Raw genomic sequence first — 25,756 nt, forward strand, 5'->3', positions numbered from 1 at the left:
CGGCTTGAAAAAACCGGGCCTGTCCGGGAAAGTGGTGGCATAACAATACAGGTAATCCCTTGAAGTATCTTTTTATTCACCAGAACTTCCCCGGACAGTACCTCCATATCGTGCGTCATCTGGTTCAGGTCGGTGGCCACGAGATTGTTTTTATCAGCGAAGATAACGCCAATCTCATTCCCGGAGTCCGCCGGGTTATTTACCGCATGCCCCGTCATGCCACGGAGCAGACGCATCCGGGTGCACGGGAATTCGATCTCGGGCTGGTGCGGGCGGATGCTGTGGCAAAAGCGGCCACCACACTCAAAACGCTTGGGTTTGAGCCGGATATCATCATCGGTCACCATGGATGGGGTGAACTCCTGAATATTCAGGACGTGTTCCCCGAGGCGCCGGTGCTGGGCTATTTTGAATTCTATTATCATACAGGGCCGGGCTTCGATATCGGGTTTGACCCGGAATTCCCCGTGAATCCCGCCATGATGCCGCTGGTGCGGGCTAAAAACGCCATCAACCTGCAGGCGCTGACGTCACCCGGTTACGGGCAAACGCCAACCGAATTCCAGAAAGGTGCTTATCCGGACTGGGCGCAGGACAAAATTACTGTGCTGCGGGAAGGGGTAGATCTGGACCTGTGCTGCCCGGACCCCACGGCGTATCGCCGGAAATTCAGCATCAAGGACGTGCATGTTTCTCCCAAAGAGAAGCTGATTACCTATGTCTCGCGGGATCTGGAGCCGTATCGCGGTTTCCATGTTTTCATGCGGGCCTTGCCGCGCATTCTCAAGGAACAGCCTGATGCTCGCGTGGTCATGGTCGGGGGCGATGGCGTCAGCTACGGCGCACGTCTGCCGTCTGGCACATGGCGGGAGAAGATGCTGGCAGAACTGGCCGGGCAGATTGACCTCTCTCGTGTCCATTTTGTGGGCAAGGTTGCCTATGAGGACTTTCTGCGTCTGCTCCAGCGGTCCGATACGCATGTCTATCTGACCTATCCGTTTGTCGCCTCCTGGTCTTTGCGTGAGGCCATGGCATCTGGATGCGCCATTGTGGGCAGCGCCACGGCACCGGTTGAAGAATTTCTGGAAGATGGCGTAACCGGGCGTCTGGTGCCGTTTACCGACCCAGACCGGATTGCCGATGGTGTTCTGGAGCTGCTGAACGACACGCGCACCGCGAAAAAGATGCGGCAGGCGGTGCGGGCGAAAGCCGAGCAGACGCTGTGCATGAAGACCTATCTGGCCGAGTATGAAGAGCTGATTGCCAGGCTGATTGCGGCGCATAAACCTGCTTCTGTGCAGCATGATGCGGCTGTTCAGAGCAAACCACCTCGCAAAGCCAAAGCAACGCCTCGTAAGGCAAGCGGCAACGCCAGAGTAGCCGCCGCTAAGGTTGTCGAGTCTGCGCCGGTTAAAAAGGCGGGGCGGCCTGCGGCAAAAGCACGGCAGCCGGAGGCCCGCAAAACGGCTGCGACAAAAGGCACTGATGCAAAAAAGTCAGTCCCTGTGCAGGCTAAGACAACCCGTGCCAGTAAGCGGACCGCTGAGCGTGCCAGTCAAACAGAAGCGCGTGTGTCAAAGTCTGCCAAGGTAAGCACTACCCGTGCAGCGCGCACCGGTGGCCGCAAGAAAAAGGCGGATCTGGTTTCGTCCTGATCCGCCACCGCGTTCCCTCCTCAGCCTGTTCAGGCGTGAGGCGGAACCGACTGATTTACATGGTTGGCCAGCTCGATAATCATCTTGCGCATCAGAGCGGCAATGGCGGCGTCATTGCTGACATCCCCGGTTTCCGACAGATGCACCCGGTCACGGATCAGCGGTTTGTTCGGGTCCTGCGGCAGGACCGCCCAGTTCGCGTCCATTACGGCTGAGCCGTTGGCATCGACATCCAGACGCGAAATATTGACCTGCACACGCAGCGTTGCGGCATCCGCCAGCGGCTGGTCGGTAATCAGCTCATTGGGGTGAGAGACGGCAATCTGGTTGGTGATCAGATCCGTAATGCCCAGAGAAAGCCGTGTGGCCCATCGAGATTTGGGGCTGCGCACAATTTCTTCACCATTCCGCAGCACGATATCCTGCGAATCCAGATAATCCGGAATAACCGTGCGGCTGATTTCAATTGTGGTGGCGCGGGGGGACAGATGCGGCTGCCGTGCATCCTGATCAGACGGCATCCCCAGCGTGTAAAGCCGTAGCGGGGGAGAGGCGCAGGAGGTCAGCAGCGCACAGCCGGAAAGCAGGGCCGCGCAGGAGAGGCGGCGCAGGATGAGCATCATGGACGGCGTCCCATCAGCAGGAGTTGCGGGTTGCGTTCAACATCGCTGGAGAACCCGCGCAGAGAGGCCGCAGCCGCGGCAATGTCGCGCAGGGCGGCGTCCAGATTGGCGCGGTCAATGGAACGCGGGGAAAGAATGGTCTGGAGTGTATCCAGCGTCTTGGTGGCGGAGACCAGAGTGGTATGCACATCCGCACCCCGGTTGGTCAGCTGGTCCGTGCTGGTTTGCAGCAGCTTGTCCATTTTCAGCAGCGTGACATCCAGTTTGGCCTGAAGATCCCGAATGGCGTCAGTGGCAGCCTGAACGGTGTCATGCGAGCGGTCCGTGGTGACTTTCACGCTGGCAATCAGCGGCGGCAGGTCCGTGTTCATCTTGTCGCTGAGCGTCTTGATAGACAGGAGCGTGGCATCGGCGTGGCTGGCAATGTCCTTCACCGGCAGGTCGCTCAGCGTATCTTTCAGTTTTTCCATGGTGGACAGGCGGGCGGGAATTTCCAGCTCACCCGTAATGCGCGGGTGCAGAATGGCAGGCGTGGATTTGTCAAAATCCAGCTCGATATTGGACTGCCCGGTTACAAAGCTCTGCAGATTCAGTTCCGCCCGCAGGCCGTTGGCAATCATCTCCTGCATGCTGACCTTGGTGCCACCCGGCACGTCGCGCACGATATGGATCTGGTCCGGCTCCAGCGTGAGCTCAACCGGGATGTAGGCTTTGCGGTCCAGCGGGTCAAAACGCAGGGTAATGCTTTTGACAGATCCCACCTTAACACCCCGGAAATTGACAGGCGCCCCCACAGCCAGACCGGTAATGGAATTCTGGAACACCACCACAGCCTCGCGCGAGGGCGCGAAGAAGCGCATATGCCCAAACAGCATGATCACGGCCAGCGCCAGCGCGCCACCACCCAGAACAAATGCTCCGATCAGGGTTTTACGGTTTGTGCTTTCAGCCATGAACGTTCAGCCCTTCGTCTCATCCGTCGGGGAAATCTCCGCCTGACGGTTCATAAAAGCCATTACTTCCGGAATGGTGCAGTGGTCCCGCAGATCTCGGGGGGCCCCGCGTGCAATGGGTGTGTGGGTTTTGGCATCCAGAAAAATGCCGTCATCTGCAATGGCGAACAGGCTTGGCAGTTCGTGGCTGACAATCACAATGGTCGCCCCCAGCCCGTCCCGCAGGGTCAGGATCAGATCATCCAGCCGGGCGGAGGTAATGGGGTCGAGCCCGGCGGAGGGTTCGTCAAAAAACAGAATATCCGGGTCCAGAGCAATGGCGCGGGCAAGACCTGCGCGTTTGCGCATGCCGCCGGAAATTTCGGAGGGCATCAGGTCAATTGCCTGTTCCATGCCCACAAAGCCCAGCTTGAGTTCCACCAGACGGCGAATGACATCCGGCGGCAGGGGCGTGAACATTTCCATGGGCAGGGCAACATTCTCGCCCACCGTCATGGAGCTCCACAGGGCCGCACTCTGGAACAGCACGCCAAAGCGATGGTTGATTTCCGTGCGGCGCTTGTCGTTCTGTGCCCAGTAATCTTCCTGCCCGACCAGAATCTGCCCGGCAGTGGGGCGCAAAAGGCCGATCATGCTTTTCAGCAGGGTGCTTTTCCCGCAGCCGGAGCCGCCCATGACGGCAAAGATCGAACCGCGCTTGAGGTCAAAGGAGACATTCTGCTGGATGACCTTGGGGCCAAAGGACAGGCCCAGATCCCGCACGGAGATAATGGTGTCTGCTGCGTTCATGTTCAGATCCCCAGCACGGTGGCCATGACGGCGAAGATGGCATCCATGGCGATGACGCCCACAATGCCAATCACCACGGCCCGTGTTGCGGCAATCCCCACATCCGCTGCACTCCGCCCCGCCCGCAGGCCCACCCGGCAGGCGGCCAGCGCGATAAAGCTGGCGAAGAAGAAGGATTTGACGAAGCCGAACACAAACTCAGTCAGGGAAACACCCTCAAAGGTGGTGTTCAGATAGCCGAGCGGGGAGATGTCCATCATGCTGACGGACACGACAAACCCGCCGAAAATCGCAATGAGCGTGCCGTAGATATACAGCAGCGGCATCATCAGCCCGAGGGAGAGAATGGAGGGCAGCAGGATGTAGCTGGACACCGGAATGCCAAACACCTGCAGGGCGTCAATTTCCTCATTCCCCAGCATGGTGGAAATGCGCGCGGCATAAGCGCCGCCAGTGCGCCCGGCCATGACAATAGCGGTCATGATGGCGGAAATTTCACGCGCGCAGGCAATACCCACCAGATTGGCGACGTAGATTTCCGCCGCAAACCGCCGCAGTTCCACCAGCCCGACAAACGCCAGAATGGCGCCCACCAGAAAATTCACCACGCCCACAATCAGCAGGGCAGAGGGGCCGGCGTTCCAGATATCGGTGGCCAGATCCTTCAGGCGCATCCCGCTTTTGCCCGTCAGGGTTTTGCACGCACCCTGTGCCGTCTCCAGCGCCAGTTCCGTCACGGTGCCGGTTTCATTCAGCACATTGAGGCTTTTATCGCCCACGCGCTCCAGCAGGGGAGGTTTCTTGCGGTCTGCGGCCTTATTGGGGGCAGGGGCGTCCGGCAGCAGGGCCAGCAGGCGCTGGGCGGAAGCGGGCAGGCCGTGCGCGTCAAACTGCAACCCGGCATGGCTTGCGGCCTGCTTCACATCCCACAGGAAGGCAATGAAGGCGGAATCCCACCCGCTCACGCCCTGGCTGTCAAACGTGAGGGTGCCGTGGCTCTGCGCCTGTGCCAGCCCGTCGGGCGGAAAAGGGGCCATGCCGCCATCCTGCACGCTCCACGTGCCCCGCAGCACAAGGCGGGGGGCAGAGGAGTCCCCTTCCAGCGTCCAGACAGGTTTTTCAGGAGTTTGCGCCGGATGCGGAGGGGCAGCGTGGGGGGTAGGATCGGTCATGATGTGTGGCGACATTAGGGCACGGTTTCCGGGCTGACCAGCCCCGCCGGTGGGTGTGGCGGCCATGTTCTGGGTGAAGAGCTTGCATGGATACGGCAGGGAAGGCGCGCGGTGGGCTGTCCGCCAGCCATTGCGGCAGGGCAGCGGGTCCGCTAGATGCAGCCATGCTTTACCGGTGTTCTGGCCGGGTTTCTGAATTTTACGACGGGAGTTCTTCATGCGACGCAGACGCGGCCGCCCGCTGGATGGCTGGCTGGTGATCGACAAGCCTTCCGGTGTGACATCCACCCAGATGGTGGGTCGGGCCAAACGGATTTTTGATGCGCAGAAAGTCGGGCACGGCGGCACGCTGGACCCGCTGGCAACCGGCCTTCTGCCGCTGGCCTTTGGTGCGGCCACCAAAACTGTGCCGTACATTATGGACGGCACGAAAATCTACCGTTTCACCCTCAAGCTGGGGGAAGCGCGGGACAGTGACGATGCTGATGGCAACGTGACAGAAGTGTCCGACGTGCGCCCGACCGATGATGAGCTGCGCGCCGCTCTCCCGGCCCTGACGGGAGACATCATGCAGGTGCCGCCCGTGTTCTCCGCGCTGAAGGTTGCGGGGGAGCGGTCCTATGACATGGCGCGTGAAGGTCGTGCGCCGGAACTGCCGCCCCGCCCGGCGCGGGTGGATCGGTTTGAGCTGATTGAGCGGCCCGATGCGGATACCGCGATCTTTGAGGTCGAATCCGGCAAGGGCGTGTACATGCGCGCGCTGGCGCGTGATGTGGCGCTGGCCTGCGGCACTGTGGGCCATATAACCGCGCTGCGCCGCCTGCGCGTGGGGCCTTTTACGGAGGCTGATGCGATTGTTCTGGACAAAATTGTCCTAAACGACGACAACCCCCATGCCTCACCGGAGCTGCTGCGTCCGGTCTCGACCGCGCTGGCCGACATCCCGGCGGTGGCCCTGACCAAAGACGAAGCAGTGTCCTTGTTGCACGGACAGGCGCTCAGCCTTGTCGATCTGATGGATCGTCTCCCCCAGATTGATAATGAGGATGCACCGATCCGGGCCATGGAAGGGGGGCGCGTACTGGGCCTTTGCCGTCGTGAAGACGGCTTCCTGCGTCCTGTGCGGATTCTCTAGAACCTTCTTTGTATGGAGACAGTGATGTCGATTACCGCAGAACGCCGCACGGCAGTTATCAGTGAATACCAGACGACCCCCACCGACACGGGGTCTCCGGAAGTGCAGATTGCAATTCTGACCGAGCGCATTGTTAACCTGACCGAGCACCTGAAGACCCACGCGAAGGATTTCCATTCCCGCCGTGGTCTGCTGATCCTCGTTGGTCGTCGTCGCAGCCTGCTCGACTACCTGCGTCGTAAGAGCCAGAGCCGCTACGAAACGCTGATCGGTCGTCTCGGCCTGCGTCGCTAAGACCAGAGTTGAAGGCGTGAAGGGTGCGGTTGCCGGGTGATGCCGCAAGCCGCACCCTTTCCCTTTTTCGGGCTATTGTGTGATGATAGCCCCACGCGCGGAGGCCATGCTGGTCCTCGCGTCTGAATAATAATGGCCACAGGTCTGAGTGCGGGATCATGATCCCGGCGGGCCACGGCGTTTCCGACCACATGGCGCCTGGGTGGTTTTGCCACCAGTCACCATGCCGTCCGAGGCGCTGTCCGCTCCTTCGGTTCTCCCCCCGCCTGTTCGTGTGGCCTTGAGTAAAATGTAAGGCAGAACTGTATGTTCAATTACTACCGTAAAGAAATCGAATGGGGCGGTCGTCCGCTGGTGCTGGAAACGGGCAAGATTGCTCGCCAGGCCGATGGCGCCGTGGTTGTCACCTATGGTGAGACCGTTGTGCTGTGTACCGCTGTCGGTGCAAAATCAGTCAAGCCGGGTCAGGATTTCTTCCCGCTGACCGTTAACTATCAGGAAAAAGCCTACGCTGCGGGTAAAATCCCCGGTGGCTTCTTCAAACGTGAAGGCCGTCCGTCCGAGAACGAAACCCTCGTGTCTCGTCTGATCGACCGCCCGCTGCGTCCGCTGTTCCCGGAAGGGTTCCGCAACGAGGTGCAGGTCATTGCCACCGTGCTGACGCACGATATGGAAAATGACCCGTCCATCCCGGCTCTGATCGGCTGTTCCGCAGCGCTGACGCTGTCCGGCATTCCCTTCTTCGGCCCGGTTGGCGCTGCGCGCGTTGGCTTCAAGGACGGTGCGTTCATCCTGAACCCCACCCTTGAGCAGATGGCTGAAGCTGATCTGGATCTGGTCGTCGCCGGCACGGAAGAAGGCGTGCTGATGGTCGAATCCGAAGCGTCTGAACTGTCTGAAGGCGTGATGCTGGATGCTGTGACCTTTGGCCATGCTGCGTTCCAGCCGGTGATCGAAGCCATCATCTCTCTGGCTGAACACGCTGCAAAAGCACCGTGGGACCTGCCGGAAGTCTCCAAGGAAGCGCAGAAGCTCCGCACCCGCATCGACAAAGTGGGCCGCAAGCTGATTGCTGACGCTTACAAGGAAAAGAAGAAGCAGGCGCGTTACGAAAAGATCGGTGCTGCCAAGGAAGCAATTCTGGCCAAGCTGGCTGACGAAGAGCTGGACGTGGACGCCGCCAAGCCGATGCTGAAGGATCTGGAAGCCGACGTGGTTCGTACGTCTGTGCTGAAGACCGGCATGCGTATCGACGGGCGTGATCTGGTAACGGTGCGTCCGATTGTGTCTGAAGTCGGCATTCTGCCGCGTGCTCATGGGTCTTCTCTGTTCACCCGTGGTGAAACGCAGGCGCTGGTTGTGACCACGCTGGGCACCGGGCAGGACGAGCAGGTGATTGATGCGCTGCAGGGCGAATATCGCACCAACTTCATGCTGCACTACAACTTCCCTCCCTTCTCTGTGGGTGAGTGCGGTCGTATTGGCTCTCCGGGTCGTCGTGAAATCGGGCATGGCAAGCTGGCATGGCGCGCTATCCACCCGCTGCTGCCGAGCCGTCAGGAATTCCCGTATACGCTGCGCGTGGTGTCTGAAATCACGGAAAGCAACGGCTCTTCTTCCATGGCGACCGTCTGCGGGTCCTCTCTGGCTCTGATGGATGCCGGCGTTCCGCTGAAGCGCCCGGTGGCTGGTATTGCCATGGGTCTGATCAAGGAAGGTGAAGACTTCGCCGTTCTGTCCGACATTCTGGGTGATGAAGATCACCTCGGGGACATGGACTTCAAGGTAGCTGGCACCGAACAGGGCGTGACCGCTCTGCAGATGGACATCAAGATCACGTCCATCACGCCGGAAATCATGAAGATCGCTCTGGGTCAGGCACGTAATGGCCGCCTGCACATTCTGGGTGAAATGAGCAAGGCGCTGACGGAAGGCCGCACAGACGTGTCCTCCACGGCTCCGAAAATCACCACCCTGACCGTGCCGCGCGAAAAAATCCGCGATGTGATCGGCTCTGGCGGTAAAGTTATTCGTGAGATTGTTGAATACTCCGGTGCGAAGGTCGATATCGGAGATGATGGCACCATCACCATCGCTGCAATGTCTGACGATCAGGCCCAGAAAGCCATTGATCGCATCACCGGCATTGTGGCTGAGCCGGAACTGGGCCGCGTTTACAACGGTAAGGTTGTGAAAACGGCTGACTTCGGCGCGTTCGTGAACTTCATGGGCGCACGTGACGGTCTGGTTCACATTTCCGAACTCACGCAGGGTCGCGTTGGCAAGACGACTGACGTTGTCAAGCAGGGTGACGAAGTGAAGGTGAAAGTGATCGGGTTTGACGACCGGGGCAAAGTAAAGCTGTCCATGCGCGTTGTTGACCAGGAAACGGGTGCTGACATCACGGAAACCGTGGGTGCCAAGCCTGCGCGGGCTCCGCGTCGGGATGCTGAATAAGATCGGCGCTTGCCAGACAACACGATAGGACAGATATGAAGGCGATCAACGCAGTTCGCATGGGGGGCGTGGACGTCCTGCCGCTGGTAGAAGGCGGCAAGGGGGTTTCCGTTTCAACAGGCGTTTCAGCCGGAGCATGGGCTGCAGCGGGCGGGGCCGGTACGGTCTCCATTGTTAATGCGGACAGTTACGATGCAGCCGGAAACCCGGTCCCGCAGATCTATCATGGCCGGACCCGTCGGGACCGGCATGAAGAGCTGGTGGACTACGCCATTCGAGGCGGCATTGCGCAGGCTCAGATTGCGCATGACGTCGCTGGTGGCCGTGGGCGTATCCATGCCAATATTCTGTGGGAAATGGGTTCGGCGGAACGCGTGATCAGAGGCGTTCTGGATGGGGCCAAAGGCCTTATTCAGGGTGTGACCTGTGGCGCGGGCATGCCGTACCGGCTTTCTGATATTGCTGCGGAATATGGGGTTTACTACTACCCCATCGTCTCTTCTGCACGGGCATTCAATGCCCTGTGGAAGCGCGCCTACAGCAAGACGTCCGACCTGCTGGGCGGCGTGGTGTATGAAGATCCCTGGCGGGCTGGCGGTCATAACGGCCTGTCCAACACGGAAAACCCGCTGCAGCCGGAAGACCCGTTCCCCCGCGTGGCGGCTCTGCGCAAACTCATGCGCAGCTTCGGGCTGGATGAAACCCCCATTATCATGGCGGGTGGCGTCTGGTGTCTGGAAGAATGGGAAGACTGGATTGGGAATCCGGAACTGGGGCCGATTGTGTTCCAGTTCGGCACGCGTCCGTTGCTGACGCAGGAAAGCCCGATCCCGCAGGCGTGGAAAGACCGTCTGCTCACCCTGAAAAAGGGTGACGTCTATCTCAACCGCTTCTCCCCCACGGGCTTTTACTCCTCTGCCGTGAACAACAGCTTCCTGCAGGAACTGCGCGGGCGTTCAGAGCGGCAGGTGGCGTTCTCCCCGGAGGCGCTGGGTGCCCATAGTGCATCCTATGGTGTGGGTGCCCGTAAGCGCGAAGTGTTTGTGACGGAGGAAGATCTCCAGCGCATCCACGGATGGGAAGCTCAGGGCTTTACGGAAGCCATGCGCACCCCGGATTCCACGCTGATTTTTGTAACGCCTGACCGGGCGCGGGAAATCATTGCGGATCAGGTTGCGTGCATGGGCTGTCTGTCCGAGTGCAAGTTCTCCAACTGGAGCCAGCGTGCGCCGGATTACAGCAACGGACATAAGGCGGACCCGCGGTCCTTCTGTATCCAGAAAACGCTTCAGGCTGCGGCCCATGCCAGCGGGCCGGATGCGGCGGATATTCTGGACCACAATCTGATGTTTGGCGGCACCAATGCGTGGCGCTTTGCAACAGACCCGTTCTACGCCAACGGCTTTGTGCCGACGGTGGCACAGCTGATCGAACGGATTATGAGCGGGCGTTAAATCCCGTTTTCCCGGAATGAGGGGGGGGGGAGTTCTTCCTCCCTTCCGGACGTTTCATGATCTCGAGTGCTTATAAAAAGGCCCGTCAGAAATACTCTGGCGGGCTTTTTTTGTATCCGTTCTGTCCGAGGGTAGCGTGTATTACCGGCGGGAGCGGGCAATCTTCTGGTCGGTCTTGTACTGGCTGAGCGCATAGACGGACCAGATGGCCGCCGGAATCCAGCCGATAATGGTAACCTGCAGGATCAGGCAGATAATGCCGGCAAAAGGCCGACCGATGGTGAAGAACTGAAGCCAGGGCAGCAGCAGAGCAAGAAGAAGGCGCATGAAAATCTCCTGTAGGCAGTATAAAAGCCAGTCACAGGCAGGATGACGGGGCGACGGTCGGAAAACAAGCCCGGAGCGCGGCCCTAGGTGCCTCGGCCTTTGTGTGCTAGAAGAAAAACACAGGGGAAACAGCCTGTTTGCCCTCAAGTAATTCTAAGGCGTACCCCGCGTTTGGGCAGGGTGCGCGGCCATGACAAGACGGATGGACCTTGACCGAGATTTCTGACCAGCCGGGATCGCCGGTACCTTCTGACCTTCTCCCCGTCACCATTGAGGAGGAAATGCGTTCCTCCTACCTCGCTTATGCGATGTCGGTGATTGTCAGCCGCGCCTTGCCGGATGTGCGCGATGGTCTGAAACCCGTGCATCGGCGCATTTTGTACGCCATGCACGAAAGTGGCTTTACGCACGATAAAGCCTATCGCAAATCGGCCCGTGCGGTCGGTGAAGTGATGGGTAAATACCATCCGCATGGTGACGCCTCCATTTATGACGCCATGGTGCGTATGGCGCAGTCCTGGTCCATGCGCGTCAAGCTGATTGACGGGCAGGGGAACTTCGGCTCCGTCGATGGGGATAGCCCGGCGGCCATGCGTTATACGGAAGCACGCCTGGCCAAGGCTGCAACCTTCCTGCTGACCGATATTGACCGCGATACGGTCGACTTCCAGCCGAACTATGATGAAAGCGAGCATGAACCGACGGTTCTGCCTGCCGCTTTCCCGAACCTGCTCATCAATGGCGCCACCGGTATTGCCGTGGGTATGGCCACCAACATTCCGCCGCATAACCCGTCGGAAGTGATTGATGCCACGCTCGCGCTGATCGAAAAGCCCGAGATGGAGCTTGAAGAGCTGATGGAGCACGTGCCGGGACCGGACTTCCCGACCGGCGGCATCATTCTGGGGCGTGCGGGGATTCGCAGCGCGTTCGCCACGGGCCGTGGTGCAGTGATTATCCGCGCCCGCGCCGAGGTTGAGGAAATCCGTAAGGACCGCAAAGCCATTGTGGTGACGGAAATCCCGTATCAGGTGAACAAGGCCACCCTGCAGGAGCGCATTGCCGATCTGGTGCGCAACAAGCAGATTGAAGGCATTTCCGACATTCGCGATGAATCTGACCGCTCCGGGATGCGTGTGGTCATTGAAATCAAGCGCGATGCCACGCCGGAAGTGGTGCTGAACCAGCTTTATCGCTTCACCCAGCTTCAGACCTCCTTTGGTGTGAACATGCTGGCGCTGGATGGCGGCAAGCCGCGCCTGATGGGGCTGAAAGACGTTCTTCAGGCGTTTATCGCCTTCCGTGAAGAAGTCATTCTGCGTCGCTCCCGCTTTGAACTGAATAAAGCGCGTGATCGCGGGCATATCCTCGTTGGTCTGGTGATTGCCGTCGCCAATATTGATGCGGTGATTGCGTTGATCCGTGCCGCCCCGGACGCTGCCACGGCGCGTGAATCCCTGATGGCAGCAAACTGGGAAGCCGGGGATGTCGCGCCGCTGCTGGCGCTGATCCATGATGACGGCAACCAGATTATTGATGGTAAGGTCCGTCTGACGGAAGCGCAGGCCCGCGGTATTCTGGAACTGCGTCTGCAGCGTCTGACCGGGCTTGAGCGCGACAAGATTCAGGGCGAACTGTCTGACGTTGCTGTCCGCATCAATGAACTGCTGGAAATTATCGGCAGCCACATCCGCCGTATGGAAGTGCTGCGCGAGGAAATGATGGCGGCTCGTGCCGAGCTGGCCACGCCGCGCGCGACCGAGATTTCCGATTATGCTGGTGATCAGGATGATGAAAGCCTGATCGAACCCGGCCAGATGGTTGTCACCATCACGCGGGAAGGCTTCATCAAGCGCACCCCGCTGGATGTGTATCGCGCTCAGAACCGGGGTGGCCGTGGCCGCACCGGCGCCGGGACGCGTGGTGATGATATTCTGGTCCGCTCCTTTAATGCGCATACGCACCAGTGGGTGATGTTCTTCTCCTCTGGTGGCAAGGCGTATCGGGAAAAAGTGTGGCGTCTGCCGGAAGCCAGCCCGACTGCCAAGGGTCGTGCGCTGGTCAATCTGCTGCCGGATCTGGGGTCGGACAGCATTACGGCCGTGCTCCCGCTGCCGCATGATGAGGAGCTGTGGGAATCCCTGCACCTCGTCTTTGCGACGGCAAGTGGTGGCGTGCGTCGTAACCGCCTGAGCGATTTCCGCAACATCCGCTCTTCCGGCCTCATCGCCATGAAGCTGGATGAAGGCGATAGCCTGATTGGTGTTGCGACCTGTCGGGAAGGGCAGGATGTGTTCCTGGCCACCCGCAAGGCGCGCTGCATCCGCTTCCAGATTACGGACGAGACGCTGCGTGTGTTCGCGGGCCGTGGGTCTTCCGGCGTGCGCGGTATCCGTCTGGCGGAAGGGGATGAAGTTATCAGCCTCGCAGTCCTCAACCATGTTGAGGCGACAGTGGAAGAACGCTCGGCTTACCTGCGGATGGCCAACGCCAAACGCCGCGCTGAAAGTGCTGCCGAGGGTGAGGATGAGTCCGAAAACGCAGTCGTTGCGACGGATGAGGATGAAGCCGCATCCGGCACGGAACTGCTGACGCCCGAACGCTTTGCTCAGCTCGAATCTGCGGAAGAAATTCTGCTGGTGGTAAGCGATGGCGGTTTTGGTCGCCGGTCTTCCGCGTATGATTACCGCGTGAGCGGGCGTGGCGGGCAGGGCATTACCAACATGACTTTCTCCGCCAACAAGCGCGGGACGGAAGTTGCGGCAACCCTGCAGGTGCTGGATGGCACGGACGTCATGCTGGTGACCGATGCTGGCCGCCTGATCCGTGTGCCGGTTGATCAGGTGCGTGTCATGTCCCGTCAGGCGAGCGGTGTCATGCTGTTCCGCCTGAATGAGGATGAGCGCGTTACCAGCGTCTTCCCGGTGATGGATGATGAAGAAGAGGGCGATGCGGATATCGTCGAAGGGACGGCTTCCGCCCCGGCGGCTGGTGAAGCGCCGCAGGCTGGCCCCGCAGAGGAAGGCAGCGCACCATCCGGTGACGACGCATGAGTGAGGGCGTATGTGCCACCCCTCGGCGCATAGGCTTTTACGCGGGGACGTTTGACCCCGTGACCACCGGGCATCTGGACGTGATCGAGCGTGCAGCCCGGCTGGTTGATCGTCTGGTGATCGGCGTTGCGAAAAATCCGGGCAAGAATCCGCTCATGCCGCTGGAAGAGCGGGTGGCCTGCGTGGAAGAAGCCCTGCCAGCTATTGCTGAACGGGTGGGGGGAGATCTGAAAGTGGTCTCCTTCGATTCCCTGCTGGTGGAAGCAGTCAAGGCGCATGGCGCGTCCCTCATTTTCCGGGGCCTGCGGGTGCTGACGGATTTTGACTATGAAATTCAGATGTCCGGCGTAAACCGCCGTCTGGCTCCGGGCATTGAAACCGTTTTTCTCATGGCGTCTGAACGAACACAGTTTATTTCGTCACGTCTTGTGAAAGAAATTGCCGGGTATCACGGGGATATTTCCGAATTTGTGACCCCCGGCACCCAAAAACGCCTGCTCGCCCGGCTTAAGGCGCGGGCGGCGGGGTAACAGAGCCTCAGGCACTGTTACCAAAGTGTTCAAGGAGAAGTTTTATGACTGCCGACACAGATAAAAACGATCTGATTTATATGGATGTCCCCGAAGGCCGCGTGGTCATCCGCCTGCGTCCGGACATTGCTCCTCTGGCGGCTGAGCGTATCCGTACGCTGTCTGCTCAGGGCTTTTACGATAACGTGCCGTTCCACCGCGTTATTTCCGGTTTCATGGCACAGGCTGGTGACCCGACGGGTACGGGCATGGGCGGCAGTGAACTGCCGGACCTGAAGGCCGAATTCACGCGGGATGCCAAATTCCTGCGTGGCACGCTGGGGATGGCCCGTACGTCTGACCCGAACAGCGCCAACAGCCAGTTCTTCATCATGTTCGAACCGTCCCCGCATCTGGATGGCCAGTACACCATTGTGGGCGATGTGATTGAAGGCATGGAACATATCGACAAAATCAAGCGTGGTTCCGGCGGTTCCGGCATGGTGAAAGATCCCGATCGGATCAAAAGCATGCGTCCGGCTTCTGCTGAAAACGCCTGATTTCAGAAACCTGTTTCTGATGTCTGAAAAGCGCGGCCTCTCCGGAGGTCGCGTTTTTTTATGCGTTCTTGCGTGGCCGGAGGCCTGCACTCAGAGGACTCTTTTAGCGGGCTGTTTCAGGGTGGGCAGCCGCCAAAATGGCCCACGCAGGCATGGCCGCATAGGGCAGTCAGCAGGGTCAAAGCATGGCCTCCGCGGCTGAAATGAGAGGAAAAATCCTATTTTCTTGCCAGAATGGGGTCTCATCGCTTGACACAATAGGAATGATCCGTTTAGACAGCCTCCAGCAAACACGTCCCGCAGTTCAGGCTGCCGCGATGGTTTGTGAACCAATGGTGTGAGCCGGTAGCTCAGTTGGTAGAGCATTCGACTTTTAATCGAATGGTCGAGGGTTCGAGTCCCTCCCGGCTCACCATTGCTTTTTCTTTCCAGAAAATCCCAATCTTTCAAATACTATAAAGCAGCGTTGCAAAAAACGCCTGACCCGTAGTGCGTCTATAGGTTCAGGGAATTTCCTTGTCCCACGGCGGCACCGGGCCGTACTGGGCGGCGAGGAAATCAATCATGGCGCGCACTTTCAGCGGTGTGGTCAGGCCGGGCGCGTAAACTGCGTGCAGTGGCGGCCCCGGAGTTGGCGGCACGTCCAGTGTCAGGGTTTTCAGGCTGCCAGTCTTCAGAGCATCGGCCACAATAAAGGTGGGCTGATAAACTATCCCCTGCCCGGCAATGGCGGCCTCACGCAACACATCGCCATTATTGGCGCAGAGCGGGCCGGAAATGGCCACGGCGTCTTCGCCATCTTTCCCAAAATTCCAGCGTGAGGCGCTGGCTGTGGTCTCGCCCAGCGTGTAGCCCAGACAGGCATGCTGGCTCAGCTCTGCCAGTGTGGTCGGGGTTCCGGCCCGTTCCAGATAGGCCGGGGCTGCACAGACGACCATGCGGATATCGGCCAGCTTGCGGACGCGCAGACTGCTGGGGGTGAGCGAGCGGATCCGCAAGGTCAGGTCCCAGCCTTCTTCAATCAGATCAACCGTGCGATCATTCACGCCCAGCTCAACCGTGACCAGCGGATACAGGCGGCTAAATTCCGGCAGGAGCGGGGCCACATAGCGGATGGCGAAGGAAACCGGCGCATTCAGCCTCAGGCGGCCGCGCGGTTCGCGCCGCTGCTCGGTGACGGTTTGCTCAATTTCTTCCAGTTCAGGCAGAATTTTCTGGCAGCCATCCAGAAACAGGCGTCCGGCTTCCGTCAGGGAGAGCTTGCGCGTGCTTCTGTGAAAAAGCGTGCTGCCCAGCCGCGTTTCCAGCGCATTGATGTGCTTGGTCACCATGGTCTGGGAAAGGGAGAGGGCGCGGCCTGCTCCGGTAAAGCTGCCGGTTGCAACAACTTTTACAAAAACCTGCATGCTTGTAATGCGGTCCAGCATAAAAACTCACAGGCTAAAGGTCAGCACATCCGCACCCGTTGTGGCGTGCAGTCAGGGCAGTTTTCCCCGGCTGATGCTTTGGCGCAAGCCCCGGGCGGCGGCGCAGACCATCGCCCGGGTGCTCGTATGCCTTAAGCGCTGTTAGCGCAGCATGGGGCGTGGCGGCGGATGGTTATGGCTGTTGTTGTTCCAGTCCGGGCGCGGCCCGTGGTCGTGGCGGTGGTGATAATGGCCGCCCGCGCAGCTGGTAAGCATCAGCGGAGCAATAAGGCACAGCGTAAAAAGAATATGTTTCATGAGACCCTCCATCAAAAAATATTCAAAGCGAATAAAGGCAACTGTGCGGCATTCTTTTTGTTTTTCAGGGCGATCACCTTTGCTCTTTGTCAGGCCCACGGAATGATGCAAAAAAAGAGGCATGTCCTGCCATGCTGGCGGACCATGCAGGGAGTGTTGGAAAGCGCGTGTCGGGAAACAGAAGGATGCGCAGGATTGCCACCTGCCTTGTACTGACGCAGGCCCTTGCTCCTCAGGTTGGTCTGCTGGCGCCGCGCGCCGTGTTTGCTGCGTCAGGCGGGGTGGATGGTCTGCATGCTGCCCCTGTTCAGCCGGTGCTGCATGACGGGCTGACCCCGCAGGAGGGTGATGCCTCTCACGCCAGTCTGTTTTTGCCGTTTGATGCGCAAACCGGCGTGGCCGCGTTCTGGTCCGGGCCGGATTTTGTGGTGGTGGCAGACCGGCCCGTCCCGGCTCTGGCGCACGCTTCTGGCGGCGGTGGTCTGTTTTCCAGTCTGGATGTCACGGTGCTGGATACGGCCACCCTTATCCGCCTGCATTTACCCTCCCATCCGCAGCTTTCGCTGTCCCACCAGTCTGATGGCTGGGTTTTGCAGGGTGATCTGTCGGCCCGTTCCGGCTCCTCATCCGGTATGACCTCCCACGTCGCACAGGTGCTCAAACCGGGGGCTGTGCTTTTTCCGCAAAAACAGCCTGGCCGGATTATTGCTCTGCCTGATCCGGCATCTGGTGGCCGTTTGCTGATTGCGACGTCTCGTGTGGGGAGTGGGGGCATAGCGCAGGGGCGGCAAGGTGTGGGGTATGGCGTGCGGCCTTCGCTGGAAGGCGTGGTGATTGCCGCCGATTCCAGACAGATCACGTTGCGCAGCACGGCGGAGGGAGCGGTGCTGGATGCTGTTGCGCTGCATCCTCTGCCGGTGGGGCAAGCGGCTGATACCGCACAAACAGATCCTCACGGGCAGGATTGGGACTGGCTGGGCCTCTCTCATATCGGAAATGGCCGTAAGCCCTCCACGCGTCTTGCGGTGGCACAGACTGCGTTTGCCGCAGGCCAGCCCTGGCAGGCTCTGAAAAGTCTGGAGGCAGTTCCTTCGCCAGATGAGGCTGCGGGGGATGAGAAGACAAAAACAGCGCAAACATTTCTGCAAGCGGCCGCCTCTCTGCTGGCAGGGCGCATCTGGCAGGCGCAGGCTCTGAATGACGCGCAGTTTGGCGATGCTCCGGCCACGCGCGTCTGGCGCGGCCTGTATCTGATGCAAACGGGCCAGAACAGCCAGAACGCCTCGGTTCTGCTGGCGGCCGGGTTTGCGCAGTTGCAAGCCTACCCGGCCGTAGTGCGTGCGCTGATTCTGCCGCAGGTCGCGACCTATGTCGTTCGGTTTGGCGATGCAGCTGCGGTGGATCTGCTGGGAACTCTGCCTGATGATACGGCCTATGATCTCCCACGCGCTCTGTTAGAGGCGCGGGCGGGGCAGACGGAAACCGCCCGTGTGGCGTTGGAAAATCTGACGGCCTCCTCGTCCAGCCAGACCACGGCATATGCCCGTGCGGCGCTGGTGGCGCTGATGCTGGATAAGGACATGATTGCCCCCACTATGGCGGCGGAAGCCTATGGCAAATTGCTGGAGAATGATGGCCAGCCCGCAGCCCTCCCCACCGGGCCGAAAGCCACCATCAGGCTCGGGCAGGCCCATGCGTTGACACTTGCTGGCCAGCCACAGGCGGCGTTGGCGGTGCTGGATAGCGTGCAGGCTGGGCCGGATGCCCCGCAGGATGTGCTGGCTGCGGCGTATCAGGTGGCCCTGAAGGCGCTGATTTTCCCGGAGGGAGCCCCCAGAAGCCTTACCGCACAAGCCGCAAACTCTACGCCTTTAAGTGCTTCTGCCCGTTTTGCGCTGGTGGCGTCTCATCTGCGGTTTGTGGAGGATGGGGCCGGAAAGGCGAAATTACTGCTTGGATATGGTCGCCTGTTGCTGGAGGCCGGCCAGCCGGACACCGCTGCCACGGCGTTTGCTCAGGCCGCTGCCATGCTGGCGGACCCGGTTGCGCGGGCCGAGGCGGAAGATCTGCTGGCGCAAGCCGGGTTGCAGGCCCACCGCCCGGCGTTGGCGCAAAGAGCGCTTGAGCGGGCCACAGCTCCCGCCATGCCGGATGATCTGGCCACACAACGCGCGTATGATGCCGCCCGTCTGGCGGCTGAGAGCGGAGACGCCGCCAAAGCCCTGACCCTGCTGGCGCAGGATGAAACCGATGCCGGGCTGGATCTGCGTGGAAAACTGTATGAATCGGAAAAGCGCTGGCCGGAGGCGGTGCTGGTTATCGGTCGTCTGGCCACGCGCGGCCTGCCGGAAGAGGGCGTTCTGACGGAGCCGCAACGCGCTCTGGCCCTGCGTCTGGCGACCGATGCCGCTGCGGCGGGGGATTCGGAAACGCTGCTGCGCCTGAAGGACTGGCTGGCTGGCCGCACGCTGGGCCGGGAGCGGGATGCTTTGCTTGCTATGCAGATACGGAGCATCAAGGCCCATAGCCCTGCGCATTGAGAAGGGCTTGAGCCGTTTTGTGACGGTTTTTAGAAAAAAATCGGATGTGAACGAGATAAAGCTTGTCATGGGGGACACGAGTCCTTAGTTACTCGCGCTCTTGGCCCAAGGGGGCGATCCCGCCCAACAGGCTATCTACTGGTTTGGGGGTACGTCGATGAACGCACTTGCTCAACTGGGGATGGTCTCGGAACACCCGAGCAATAACCAGGCAATTTCTGTTCCGGTCTCGTCTGACGATGATCGCAAGGATTACTTCGTCGTAAAAGATGGCGAGAAGTTTGCAGGTACACACCTGCTGGTTGATTTGTGGGATGCCACAAATCTGGACGATCCTGAAAAGATCGACCGCACCCTGTGTGAAGCAGCTCTTGCTGCAGGTGCGACCATTCTGCACAGCCATTTTCACCACTTCACGCCTAATGGTGGCGTGTCTGGCGTGGTTGTGCTGGCCGAAAGCCATATTTCCATCCACACATGGCCGGAGCGTGACTTCGCCGCCGTGGATATCTTCATGTGCGGGGCCTGTGACCCCAATCTGGCGATTCCCGTGATGCAGCGCCTGTTTCAGGCCAAGCGTCTGGAAGTGGATGAACAGCGTCGCGGACGCGTCGCCCTGTAAACACGGCACAGCCCTGTCTGTGTGATGTGTTTTTCCGGCAGGGGCCAGAGCAGATGTTCTGGCCCCTGACCGCTGAATCAGGACTAAAAAATCATGGCCGATCAATGGATTGAAGAAACCCTGTACGACAACTGGGGCCAGCGCTTCCGTGTCAAACAGGAACTTGCCCGCACCACCAGCCCGTTTCAGGACATTGTGGTGTTTGAAAGCGAGTCGCACGGGCGCGTGCTGCTGCTGGATGGGGTGGTGCAGATTACTGAAGGCGATGAATTCGTTTATCAGGAAATGCTGACACACGTGCCGCTGTTCACACATGCAGCGCCCCGTAACGTGCTGATTATTGGCGCGGGCGATGGTGGCGTGCTGCGCCGGGTGCTGGAGCATCCGGGTGTGGAAAAAGCCGTGATGGTGGAAATTGATGGCGCCGTCATCGAACTTTCCAAAAAATACCTGCCCAACATTGCCGGTGATGCGTGGAATGATCCGCGTGCCGAGGTGATCGTGGGCGATGGAATCGACTACGTGACCCGTGCGGCTGATGCATCCTTCGATGCCATTATTGTCGATAGCACTGACCCGATTGGCGTGGGCGAAGTCCTGTTTACAGATTCGTTCTATGAACATTGCGCCCGTGTGCTGACGGCCGAAGGGCTGATCGTCAATCAGTGTGGCGTGCCCTTCATGCAGGCGGATGAACTGCATGAAACCAGCCTGCGTCGCGCCAAATTCTTCCCGCATGTGTCGGCTTATGTGGCGGCTGTGCCGACCTACGTTGGCGGATTCATGACGCTGGGCATCGCCTCCAAGGGCAAAAGCCCCGCAGGGCAGGATGTGGCCGCTGTGCGCGCCCGTGCTGAAGCTGCCGGTATTTTGGGAAAAACCCAGTACTGGACGCCGGAAATCCACGTCGGTGCGTTCAATCTGCCGCCCTATATCGCAAAGCACCTGCCTGCAGATAAGGCGTAAAACATTACCAGAGACTCACGGGAACCTTGATTGACTTGCTAACGCAATGATGTCACGGTTCTAACCGCGCAGAGGGAGAGACCGGTCCAGCACCGGCGCCGAAGGAGCAACCGCCCCGGAAACTCTCAGGCAAAAGGACCCTGCGCGGTTAACTTCTGGAGAGAGGCGCCTGTGCGTCCGCCGACGGGATAGCGATCTCAGGCAAAAAAACAGAAGGGGCAGACGGATTATCCTGGTCCGGGGCCCTTATGTTGTCTTGCGTCGTTGGTCTTTTTGCAGCGTATGAAAACCGGCCCGGTCCTCTTACAGAAGGCTGCGGCCATGAGCGCTGATACTCTCCTTCACACTCCCCTCTTTACTCTGCATGAAGAAGCTGGCGGCAAAATGGTGCCGTTTGCTGGCTATGCCATGCCGCTGAATTATGCCGATGGCATTATGGCGGAGCATCGGCATGTGCGTGAGCATGCCGGCCTGTTTGATGTCTCCCACATGGGGCAGGTCCGCCTGCGTGGACGCTCTGGTGATGGAGAGGCCGCAGCCCACGCGCTGGAACGCCTCGTGCCGGCCGATATCGTCGCCCTTAAAACCGGGCGGCAGCGTTATACGCAGTTCACCAATGAAAAAGGCGGTATTCTGGATGACCTGATGGTCGCCCGCATGGGGGATTCCCTGCTGCTGGTTATCAACGCCGCCTGTAAGGATGCCGATATCGCGCATCTGCAGGATGAACTGGCCGATTGTCTGGTGGAAGTGCTGGAAGACCGCGCGCTCCTCGCCCTGCAGGGGCCGGAAGCCGAAGACGCACTGGCCGCACTGGCCCCCGCCGTGCGGGACATGAAGTTCATGGATGTGCGCGACGTGGATGTGGATGGCGCGCTCTGCACCATCTCCCGCTCCGGCTATACGGGTGAAGACGGGTTTGAAATCTCGCTCCCCGCCATGGATGCCTCCCGCGTGGCCCGCAAGTTGCTGGAGCAGCCTGCCGTGAAACTGATCGGCCTTGGCGCGCGTGACAGCCTGCGTCTGGAAGCCGGGATGTGCCTGTATGGCTCCGATATTGATGAAACGACGACCCCGGTTGAAGCCGCGCTCGAATGGTCCATTCAGAAAAGCCGTCGCCGTGGTGGCGCGCGGGAAGGGGGCTTCCCCGGTGCTGATGTGATTCTGGCGCAGCTGGAAGAGGGCGTCTCTCGCCGCCGTGTTGGCCTGCTGCCGGAAGGCCGTGCCCCTGTGCGTGGCGGTGCCCCGCTGTATGCCGACGTTGAATTTGCAACGCCGCTTGGCAAGGTCACGTCCGGCGCCTTTGGCCCCACGGTGGAAGCCCCTGTTGCCATGGCCTATGTCGCCACGGATTACGCAGCCCCGCAGACGCCGATTGTCGCGGAACTGCGTGGCCGCGCTGTGCCGGCTACCGTCCACGTGTTGCCGTTTGTTCCCACCCGTTTCAAACGGTAAGGGCAACGTTTTTCCTCAGGTTTTTTAAATTATCCGTTTTTATGGAGTGCTGACCCAATGACCCTGTATTTCACCAAAGAACATGAATGGCTCCGCGTAGAGGGTGAGACCGCCATTGTCGGCATCACCAAACACGCCGCTGAAGAGCTGGGTGAACTGGTGTTTGTTGAAACCCGTGATGCCGGCACCGTGGTGCAGGCGGGTGAGTCCATCGCTGTGGTGGAATCCGTTAAGGCCGCGTCTGACATTTACGCGCCGGTGGACGGTGAAGTGCTGGACAACAACCCGCAGCTCTCTGATGACCCGGCCCGCGTCAGCTCCGACCCGGAAGGTGAAGGCTGGATTGTCAAATTCCGTCTGTCCAACCCGGACCAGCTGGAGTCCCTGATGGATGCAGACGCCTACGCCGCCTTTATCGCCTGATAAAACGGCCTCGGGAAACGTCATTACTACTGCTTAGCTTTTTCAGGATACCCCCGCATGTTTTCCATTGCTTCCGGTCCGGGTCGCGCGACTGGCCCTTCTGTTGACACTCTGCCAGCGTTCGCGGGCCTTCAGCCGGAGGCAGGGTCCTTCGTTGGTCGCCATATCGGCCCCACTGAGGCTGATCTGGCTGTCATGCTCAAAACCGTGGGGGCAGACTCTCTGGAGGCTCTGACGGAGGAAACAATTCCCTCCGCTATTCGCGCCACCAAGCCCATGGGCATTGGCGCTGGCTGGAGCGAAAGCGCTGTTCTGGCCCGCCTGCGGGAACTGGCCGGGCAGAATCAGGTCATGACGTCTCTTATCGGGCAGGGCTATTACGGCACCATCCTGCCCGCCGTTATCCAGCGGAACATTCTGGAAAACCCGGCATGGTACACGGCGTACACGCCGTATCAGCCGGAGATCAGTCAGGGTCGTCTGGAAGCACTGCTGAACTTCCAGACCATGATTACGGAACTGACGGGTCTGGACATTGCCAACGCTTCACTGCTGGATGAAGCCACAGCAGCGGCGGAAGCTATGGCGCTGGCGCGGCGTGTCGCCAAGTCCAAAGCCACAGCCTTTTTTGTGGATGCTGACTGCCACCCGCAGATCATTGCTGTTCTGAAAACCCGTGCTCTGCCAATGGGTATTACGCTGGTTTACGGCAACCCGCTGACGGATCTGGTGCCGACAGACGTGTTTGGCGCGCTGTTCCAGTATCCCGGCACGTCTGGCACTGTGGCAAACCCGCGCAGCGTGATTGAAGCCCTGCATGCGGCGTCTGGCATTGCCGTCATGGCGGCTGATCCGCTGGCGCTGACTCTGCTGACCTCTCCGGGGGAACTGGGGGCGGATATCGCCATCGGTTCCACGCAGCGTTTTGGCATTCCCATGGGCTTTGGTGGCCCGCACGCGGCTTATATGGCGGTGCGCGACGCGTGGAAGCGCAGCATGCCGGGCCGTCTGGTCGGTGTGTCCGTCGATAGCGCGGGCCGTCCGGCTTATCGTCTGGCACTCCAGACGCGTGAGCAGCATATCCGGCGTGAAAAAGCGACCTCCAACATCTGCACTGCACAGGTTCTGCTGGCCGTTATTGCCGGGATGTATGCGGTTTATCACGGGCCGGAAGGTCTGCGTGCCATTGCTCGCCGCATTAACGGCCTGACCGCCACGCTGGCCGCTGGCCTGCGGGCGCTGGGTGTGACGGTCGAAACCGAAGCCTTCTTTGACACTATTACCGTGCAGGCCGGTGCAGGCGTGCAGGACATTCTGGCCCGCGCCCGCTCCGCTGGTATCAACCTGCGCGATGCAGGTCATGGCCGTATTGGTATCAGTCTGGATGAAACCAGCTCCGCGCAGACTGTTGCCGCTGTCTGGTCCGCCTTCTGTGCGGAACAGGGGCGGGTTGATCAGATGATGGCGGCACTGGCTCCGGCTGGCAGCGTAATCCCGGAAGAAGTGGTTCGTAAAAGTGCATTCCTGACGCAGCCGATTTTCAGTGCATGCAGTTCCGAGACGGATATGCTGCGCTACCTGCGCCGCCTGTCCGATAAGGATCTGGCGCTGGACCGCACCATGATCCCGCTCGGCTCCTGCACCATGAAGCTGAACGCCACGGTGGAGATGCTTCCCATCACATGGCCGGGCTTCTGTGACATTCATCCGTTTGCACCCAGGGATCAGACGGAGGGGTATCAAACCCTGTTTGCTGATCTGGAAAAATGGCTGTGCGCCATTAGCGGCTATGATGCCGTGTCTTTCCAGCCGAACTCCGGCGCGCAGGGTGAATATGCCGGTCTGCTGGCCATCAGCGCCTATCACCGCGCTCAGGGTAATGCGCACCGCACGGTCTGCCTGATCCCGGCATCTGCTCACGGCACCAACCCGGCCTCTGCCCAGATGGCGGGCATGAAGGTGGTTGTGGTGAAGTGTGATGCAGGCGGCAATATCGACCTTGAAGATATGCAGGCCAAGGTGAAAGCGCACGCAGCGGATCTGGCTGCGGTGATGATCACCTATCCTTCCACACACGGCGTGTTTGAAGAAAGCATGCGCGAAATCTGTGATCTGGTGCATGAAGCCGGTGGTCAGGTTTACGTGGATGGCGCGAACATGAACGCGCAGGTCGGTCTGGCCCGTCCGGCCGATTACGGCGGGGATGTCAGCCACTTCAACCTGCACAAAACCTTCTGCATTCCGCATGGCGGCGGTGGTCCCGGCATGGGGCCGATTGGCGTGCGCGCGCACTTGACACCGTTCCTGCCCGGCAACCCGGCAGATGCGAATACCGAACTGGCTGTGAGTGCGGCTCCGTTTGGCTCTGCGTCTATCCTGCCGATCTCATGGGCCTATATCCGCCTGATGGGGGATGAAGGTCTCCAGCGTGCCACGCAGTTTGCTATCCTGAACGCGAACTACATCGTCAGCCGTCTGGTTGAGGCCTATCCGGTGCTGTATCGCGGGGCCAAGGGTCGGGTTGCGCATGAGTGCATTCTGGACCTGCGGCCTCTGAAAGACGCTGCGGGTGTCACGGTGGATGATATGGCCAAGCGTCTGGTGGATTATGGCTTCCATGCCCCGACGGTCAGCTTCCCGGTGGCAGGCACGTTTATGATCGAGCCGACGGAATCCGAAAGCAAAGCCGAACTGGACCGCTTCTGTGACGCCATGCTGGCGATCCGTGAAGAAGTCCGGGCGATTGAAGGCGGCAAGATCACGGCGGAAGAGTCCGCTCTGCGTCACGCCCCGCACACGGCCAGCGTTGTGACGGCAGAACCCTGGGCACATGCCTATGCCCGTCAGGATGCCTGCTTCCCGCCGGGTGTTAAGGCTGCCACCAAATACTGGCCGCCGGTTGGCCGTATTGATAACGTCCACGGGGACAAGAACCTGATCTGCTCCTGCCCTGATATTGCAGAGTGGATGGAATAAATCCTGCTCCATAAAGCAGTTCTGAAAAAGGCGGCACCGTAGGGGTGCCGCCTTTTTTATGCTCGCGTT

Annotated in this window: 21 protein-coding genes, 1 tRNA gene and 1 riboswitch; of the genes, 15 read left to right on the forward strand and 7 right to left on the reverse strand. The window is 59.9% G+C overall.

What is annotated here, in order from left to right; translation table 11 throughout:
- The first annotated feature begins 59 nt into the window (after positions 1-59).
- Complete coding sequence (locus KP703_RS09915; protein WP_215754704.1) at positions 60-1,655, forward strand: glycosyltransferase; 1,596 nt, start codon at positions 60-62, stop codon at positions 1,653-1,655.
- A gap of 29 nt (positions 1,656-1,684) precedes the next feature.
- On the opposite strand, the gene KP703_RS09920 is transcribed toward KP703_RS09915, so the two are convergent.
- Genes KP703_RS09920 through KP703_RS09935 form a run of 4 tightly spaced genes read right to left on the reverse strand, consistent with a single transcriptional unit; the run spans position 1,685 to position 5,192 of the window.
- Positions 1,685-2,278 (reverse strand): membrane integrity-associated transporter subunit PqiC, encoded by a 594-nt coding sequence (locus KP703_RS09920; protein ID WP_252353993.1) that lies wholly within the window; start codon positions 2,276-2,278, stop codon positions 1,685-1,687.
- Entirely contained in the window at positions 2,275-3,231 is a 957-nt protein-coding gene (locus KP703_RS09925; RefSeq protein ID WP_062142219.1) for an MlaD family protein, read from the reverse strand. The genes KP703_RS09920 and KP703_RS09925 overlap by 4 nt, the downstream gene beginning before the upstream one ends.
- Before the next feature lie 6 nt (positions 3,232-3,237).
- Entirely contained in the window at positions 3,238-4,020 is a 783-nt protein-coding gene (locus KP703_RS09930; protein WP_061490434.1) for an ABC transporter ATP-binding protein, read from the reverse strand.
- A gap of 2 nt (positions 4,021-4,022) precedes the next feature.
- Positions 4,023-5,192: an ABC transporter permease gene (locus KP703_RS09935; protein ID WP_215754724.1), complete on the reverse strand. Its 1,170-nt coding sequence runs from the start codon at positions 5,190-5,192 to the stop codon at positions 4,023-4,025.
- Between the two features lie 217 nt (positions 5,193-5,409).
- On the opposite strand from KP703_RS09935, the gene truB reads away from it, so the two are divergent.
- The 4 genes from truB to KP703_RS09955 all read left to right on the forward strand — a co-directional run bounded on the left by truB (position 5,410) and on the right by KP703_RS09955 (position 10,532).
- Complete coding sequence (gene truB / locus KP703_RS09940) at positions 5,410-6,327, forward strand: tRNA pseudouridine(55) synthase TruB (RefSeq protein WP_043549312.1); 918 nt, start codon at positions 5,410-5,412, stop codon at positions 6,325-6,327.
- Positions 6,328-6,351: 24 nt separating this feature from the next.
- Positions 6,352-6,621: a 30S ribosomal protein S15 gene (gene rpsO / locus KP703_RS09945; RefSeq protein WP_025825010.1), complete on the forward strand. Its 270-nt coding sequence runs from the start codon at positions 6,352-6,354 to the stop codon at positions 6,619-6,621.
- Positions 6,622-6,927: 306 nt separating this feature from the next.
- Positions 6,928-9,078: a polyribonucleotide nucleotidyltransferase gene (gene pnp / locus KP703_RS09950; protein ID WP_215754705.1), complete on the forward strand. Its 2,151-nt coding sequence runs from the start codon at positions 6,928-6,930 to the stop codon at positions 9,076-9,078.
- 35 nt (positions 9,079-9,113) lie between these two features.
- Entirely contained in the window at positions 9,114-10,532 is a 1,419-nt protein-coding gene (locus KP703_RS09955; protein WP_215754706.1) for a nitronate monooxygenase family protein, read from the forward strand.
- A 141-nt stretch (positions 10,533-10,673) separates the two neighbouring features.
- Here KP703_RS09955 and KP703_RS09960 read toward each other — a convergent pair whose 3' ends face one another.
- Positions 10,674-10,859, reverse strand: coding sequence for a YqaE/Pmp3 family membrane protein (locus KP703_RS09960; RefSeq protein ID WP_062142215.1), 186 nt, complete (start codon positions 10,857-10,859; stop codon positions 10,674-10,676).
- A gap of 209 nt (positions 10,860-11,068) precedes the next feature.
- On the opposite strand from KP703_RS09960, the gene gyrA reads away from it, so the two are divergent.
- The 4 genes from gyrA to KP703_RS09980 all read left to right on the forward strand — a co-directional run bounded on the left by gyrA (position 11,069) and on the right by KP703_RS09980 (position 15,396).
- The gene (gyrA, locus tag KP703_RS09965) at positions 11,069-13,912 is read left to right on the forward strand and encodes a DNA gyrase subunit A (protein WP_215754708.1); all 2,844 of its coding nucleotides are present in this window, start codon (positions 11,069-11,071) and stop codon (positions 13,910-13,912) included.
- Entirely contained in the window at positions 13,909-14,442 is a 534-nt protein-coding gene (coaD, locus tag KP703_RS09970; RefSeq protein ID WP_062249422.1) for a pantetheine-phosphate adenylyltransferase, read from the forward strand. The genes gyrA and coaD overlap by 4 nt, the downstream gene beginning before the upstream one ends.
- A 44-nt stretch (positions 14,443-14,486) precedes the next feature.
- Positions 14,487-14,981, forward strand: coding sequence for a peptidylprolyl isomerase (locus KP703_RS09975; protein WP_025825020.1), 495 nt, complete (start codon positions 14,487-14,489; stop codon positions 14,979-14,981).
- Positions 14,982-15,320: 339 nt separating this feature from the next.
- Positions 15,321-15,396: transfer RNA gene (locus KP703_RS09980), tRNA-Lys, on the forward strand.
- An 88-nt stretch (positions 15,397-15,484) separates the two neighbouring features.
- Here KP703_RS09980 and KP703_RS09985 read toward each other — a convergent pair.
- Both KP703_RS09985 and KP703_RS09990 read right to left on the reverse strand, forming a co-directional pair.
- Positions 15,485-16,408 carry a LysR family transcriptional regulator gene (locus tag KP703_RS09985; RefSeq protein ID WP_215754709.1) on the reverse strand — a complete coding sequence of 308 codons (924 nt, stop codon included), beginning with the start codon at positions 16,406-16,408 and terminating at the stop codon, positions 15,485-15,487.
- A gap of 141 nt (positions 16,409-16,549) precedes the next feature.
- Positions 16,550-16,705 (reverse strand): hypothetical protein, encoded by a 156-nt coding sequence (locus tag KP703_RS09990; RefSeq protein WP_156482826.1) that lies wholly within the window; start codon positions 16,703-16,705, stop codon positions 16,550-16,552.
- Between the two features lie 185 nt (positions 16,706-16,890).
- Here KP703_RS09990 and KP703_RS09995 point away from each other — a divergent pair, with 185 nt between their 5' ends.
- The 6 genes from KP703_RS09995 (at position 16,891) to gcvP (ending at position 25,687) form a co-directional block, all read left to right on the forward strand.
- The gene (locus KP703_RS09995) at positions 16,891-19,245 is read left to right on the forward strand and encodes a hypothetical protein (RefSeq protein ID WP_215754711.1); all 2,355 of its coding nucleotides are present in this window, start codon (positions 16,891-16,893) and stop codon (positions 19,243-19,245) included.
- 157 nt (positions 19,246-19,402) lie between these two features.
- The gene (speD, locus tag KP703_RS10000) at positions 19,403-19,867 is read left to right on the forward strand and encodes an adenosylmethionine decarboxylase (RefSeq protein WP_025825026.1); all 465 of its coding nucleotides are present in this window, start codon (positions 19,403-19,405) and stop codon (positions 19,865-19,867) included.
- Positions 19,868-19,960: 93 nt separating this feature from the next.
- A complete protein-coding gene (gene speE, locus KP703_RS10005; RefSeq protein ID WP_061491712.1) occupies positions 19,961-20,833 on the forward strand; it encodes a polyamine aminopropyltransferase in 873 nt (290 codons plus the stop codon).
- Between the two features lie 61 nt (positions 20,834-20,894).
- A riboswitch (glycine riboswitch) is annotated at positions 20,895-20,984 on the forward strand.
- Between the two features lie 170 nt (positions 20,985-21,154).
- Positions 21,155-22,288, forward strand: a complete 1,134-nt coding sequence (gcvT, locus tag KP703_RS10010) for a glycine cleavage system aminomethyltransferase GcvT (protein WP_215754712.1) — start codon at positions 21,155-21,157, stop codon at positions 22,286-22,288.
- Between the two features lie 57 nt (positions 22,289-22,345).
- Positions 22,346-22,711: a glycine cleavage system protein GcvH gene (gene gcvH, locus KP703_RS10015; RefSeq protein ID WP_043549298.1), complete on the forward strand. Its 366-nt coding sequence runs from the start codon at positions 22,346-22,348 to the stop codon at positions 22,709-22,711.
- Positions 22,712-22,768: 57 nt separating this feature from the next.
- Positions 22,769-25,687 carry an aminomethyl-transferring glycine dehydrogenase gene (gene gcvP, locus KP703_RS10020; RefSeq protein WP_215754714.1) on the forward strand — a complete coding sequence of 973 codons (2,919 nt, stop codon included), beginning with the start codon at positions 22,769-22,771 and terminating at the stop codon, positions 25,685-25,687.
- Positions 25,688-25,756: the final 69 nt, after the last annotated feature.

This window comes from Acetobacter sp. P5B1 (assembly GCF_018811985.1).
GTDB lineage: Bacteria > Pseudomonadota > Alphaproteobacteria > Acetobacterales > Acetobacteraceae > Acetobacter > Acetobacter cerevisiae.

Bases quoted from the DNA above. Each gene is read 5' to 3' on its own strand.
- KP703_RS09920 (WP_252353993.1), bottom strand. From the start codon at position 2,278: ATGATGCTCATCCTGCGCCGCCTCTCCTGCGCGGCCCTGCTTTCCGGC.
- pnp (WP_215754705.1), top strand. From the start codon at position 6,928: ATGTTCAATTACTACCGTAAAGAAATCGAATGGGGCGGTCGTCCGCTG.
- KP703_RS09930 (WP_061490434.1), bottom strand. From the start codon at position 4,020: ATGAACGCAGCAGACACCATTATCTCCGTGCGGGATCTGGGCCTGTCC.
- speD (WP_025825026.1), top strand. From the start codon at position 19,403: ATGAACGCACTTGCTCAACTGGGGATGGTCTCGGAACACCCGAGCAAT.
- gcvT (WP_215754712.1), top strand. From the start codon at position 21,155: ATGAGCGCTGATACTCTCCTTCACACTCCCCTCTTTACTCTGCATGAA.
- KP703_RS09925 (WP_062142219.1), bottom strand. From the start codon at position 3,231: ATGGCTGAAAGCACAAACCGTAAAACCCTGATCGGAGCATTTGTTCTG.
- coaD (WP_062249422.1), top strand. From the start codon at position 13,909: ATGAGTGAGGGCGTATGTGCCACCCCTCGGCGCATAGGCTTTTACGCG.
- KP703_RS09955 (WP_215754706.1), top strand. From the start codon at position 9,114: ATGAAGGCGATCAACGCAGTTCGCATGGGGGGCGTGGACGTCCTGCCG.
- KP703_RS09985 (WP_215754709.1), bottom strand. From the start codon at position 16,408: ATGCTGGACCGCATTACAAGCATGCAGGTTTTTGTAAAAGTTGTTGCA.
- KP703_RS09990 (WP_156482826.1), bottom strand. From the start codon at position 16,705: ATGAAACATATTCTTTTTACGCTGTGCCTTATTGCTCCGCTGATGCTT.
- speE (WP_061491712.1), top strand. From the start codon at position 19,961: ATGGCCGATCAATGGATTGAAGAAACCCTGTACGACAACTGGGGCCAG.
- KP703_RS09995 (WP_215754711.1), top strand. From the start codon at position 16,891: ATGCGCAGGATTGCCACCTGCCTTGTACTGACGCAGGCCCTTGCTCCT.
- truB (WP_043549312.1), top strand. From the start codon at position 5,410: ATGCGACGCAGACGCGGCCGCCCGCTGGATGGCTGGCTGGTGATCGAC.
- rpsO (WP_025825010.1), top strand. From the start codon at position 6,352: ATGTCGATTACCGCAGAACGCCGCACGGCAGTTATCAGTGAATACCAG.
- gcvH (WP_043549298.1), top strand. From the start codon at position 22,346: ATGACCCTGTATTTCACCAAAGAACATGAATGGCTCCGCGTAGAGGGT.
- KP703_RS09935 (WP_215754724.1), bottom strand. From the start codon at position 5,192: ATGACCGATCCTACCCCCCACGCTGCCCCTCCGCATCCGGCGCAAACT.
- gcvP (WP_215754714.1), top strand. From the start codon at position 22,769: ATGTTTTCCATTGCTTCCGGTCCGGGTCGCGCGACTGGCCCTTCTGTT.
- KP703_RS09960 (WP_062142215.1), bottom strand. From the start codon at position 10,859: ATGCGCCTTCTTCTTGCTCTGCTGCTGCCCTGGCTTCAGTTCTTCACC.
- KP703_RS09975 (WP_025825020.1), top strand. From the start codon at position 14,487: ATGACTGCCGACACAGATAAAAACGATCTGATTTATATGGATGTCCCC.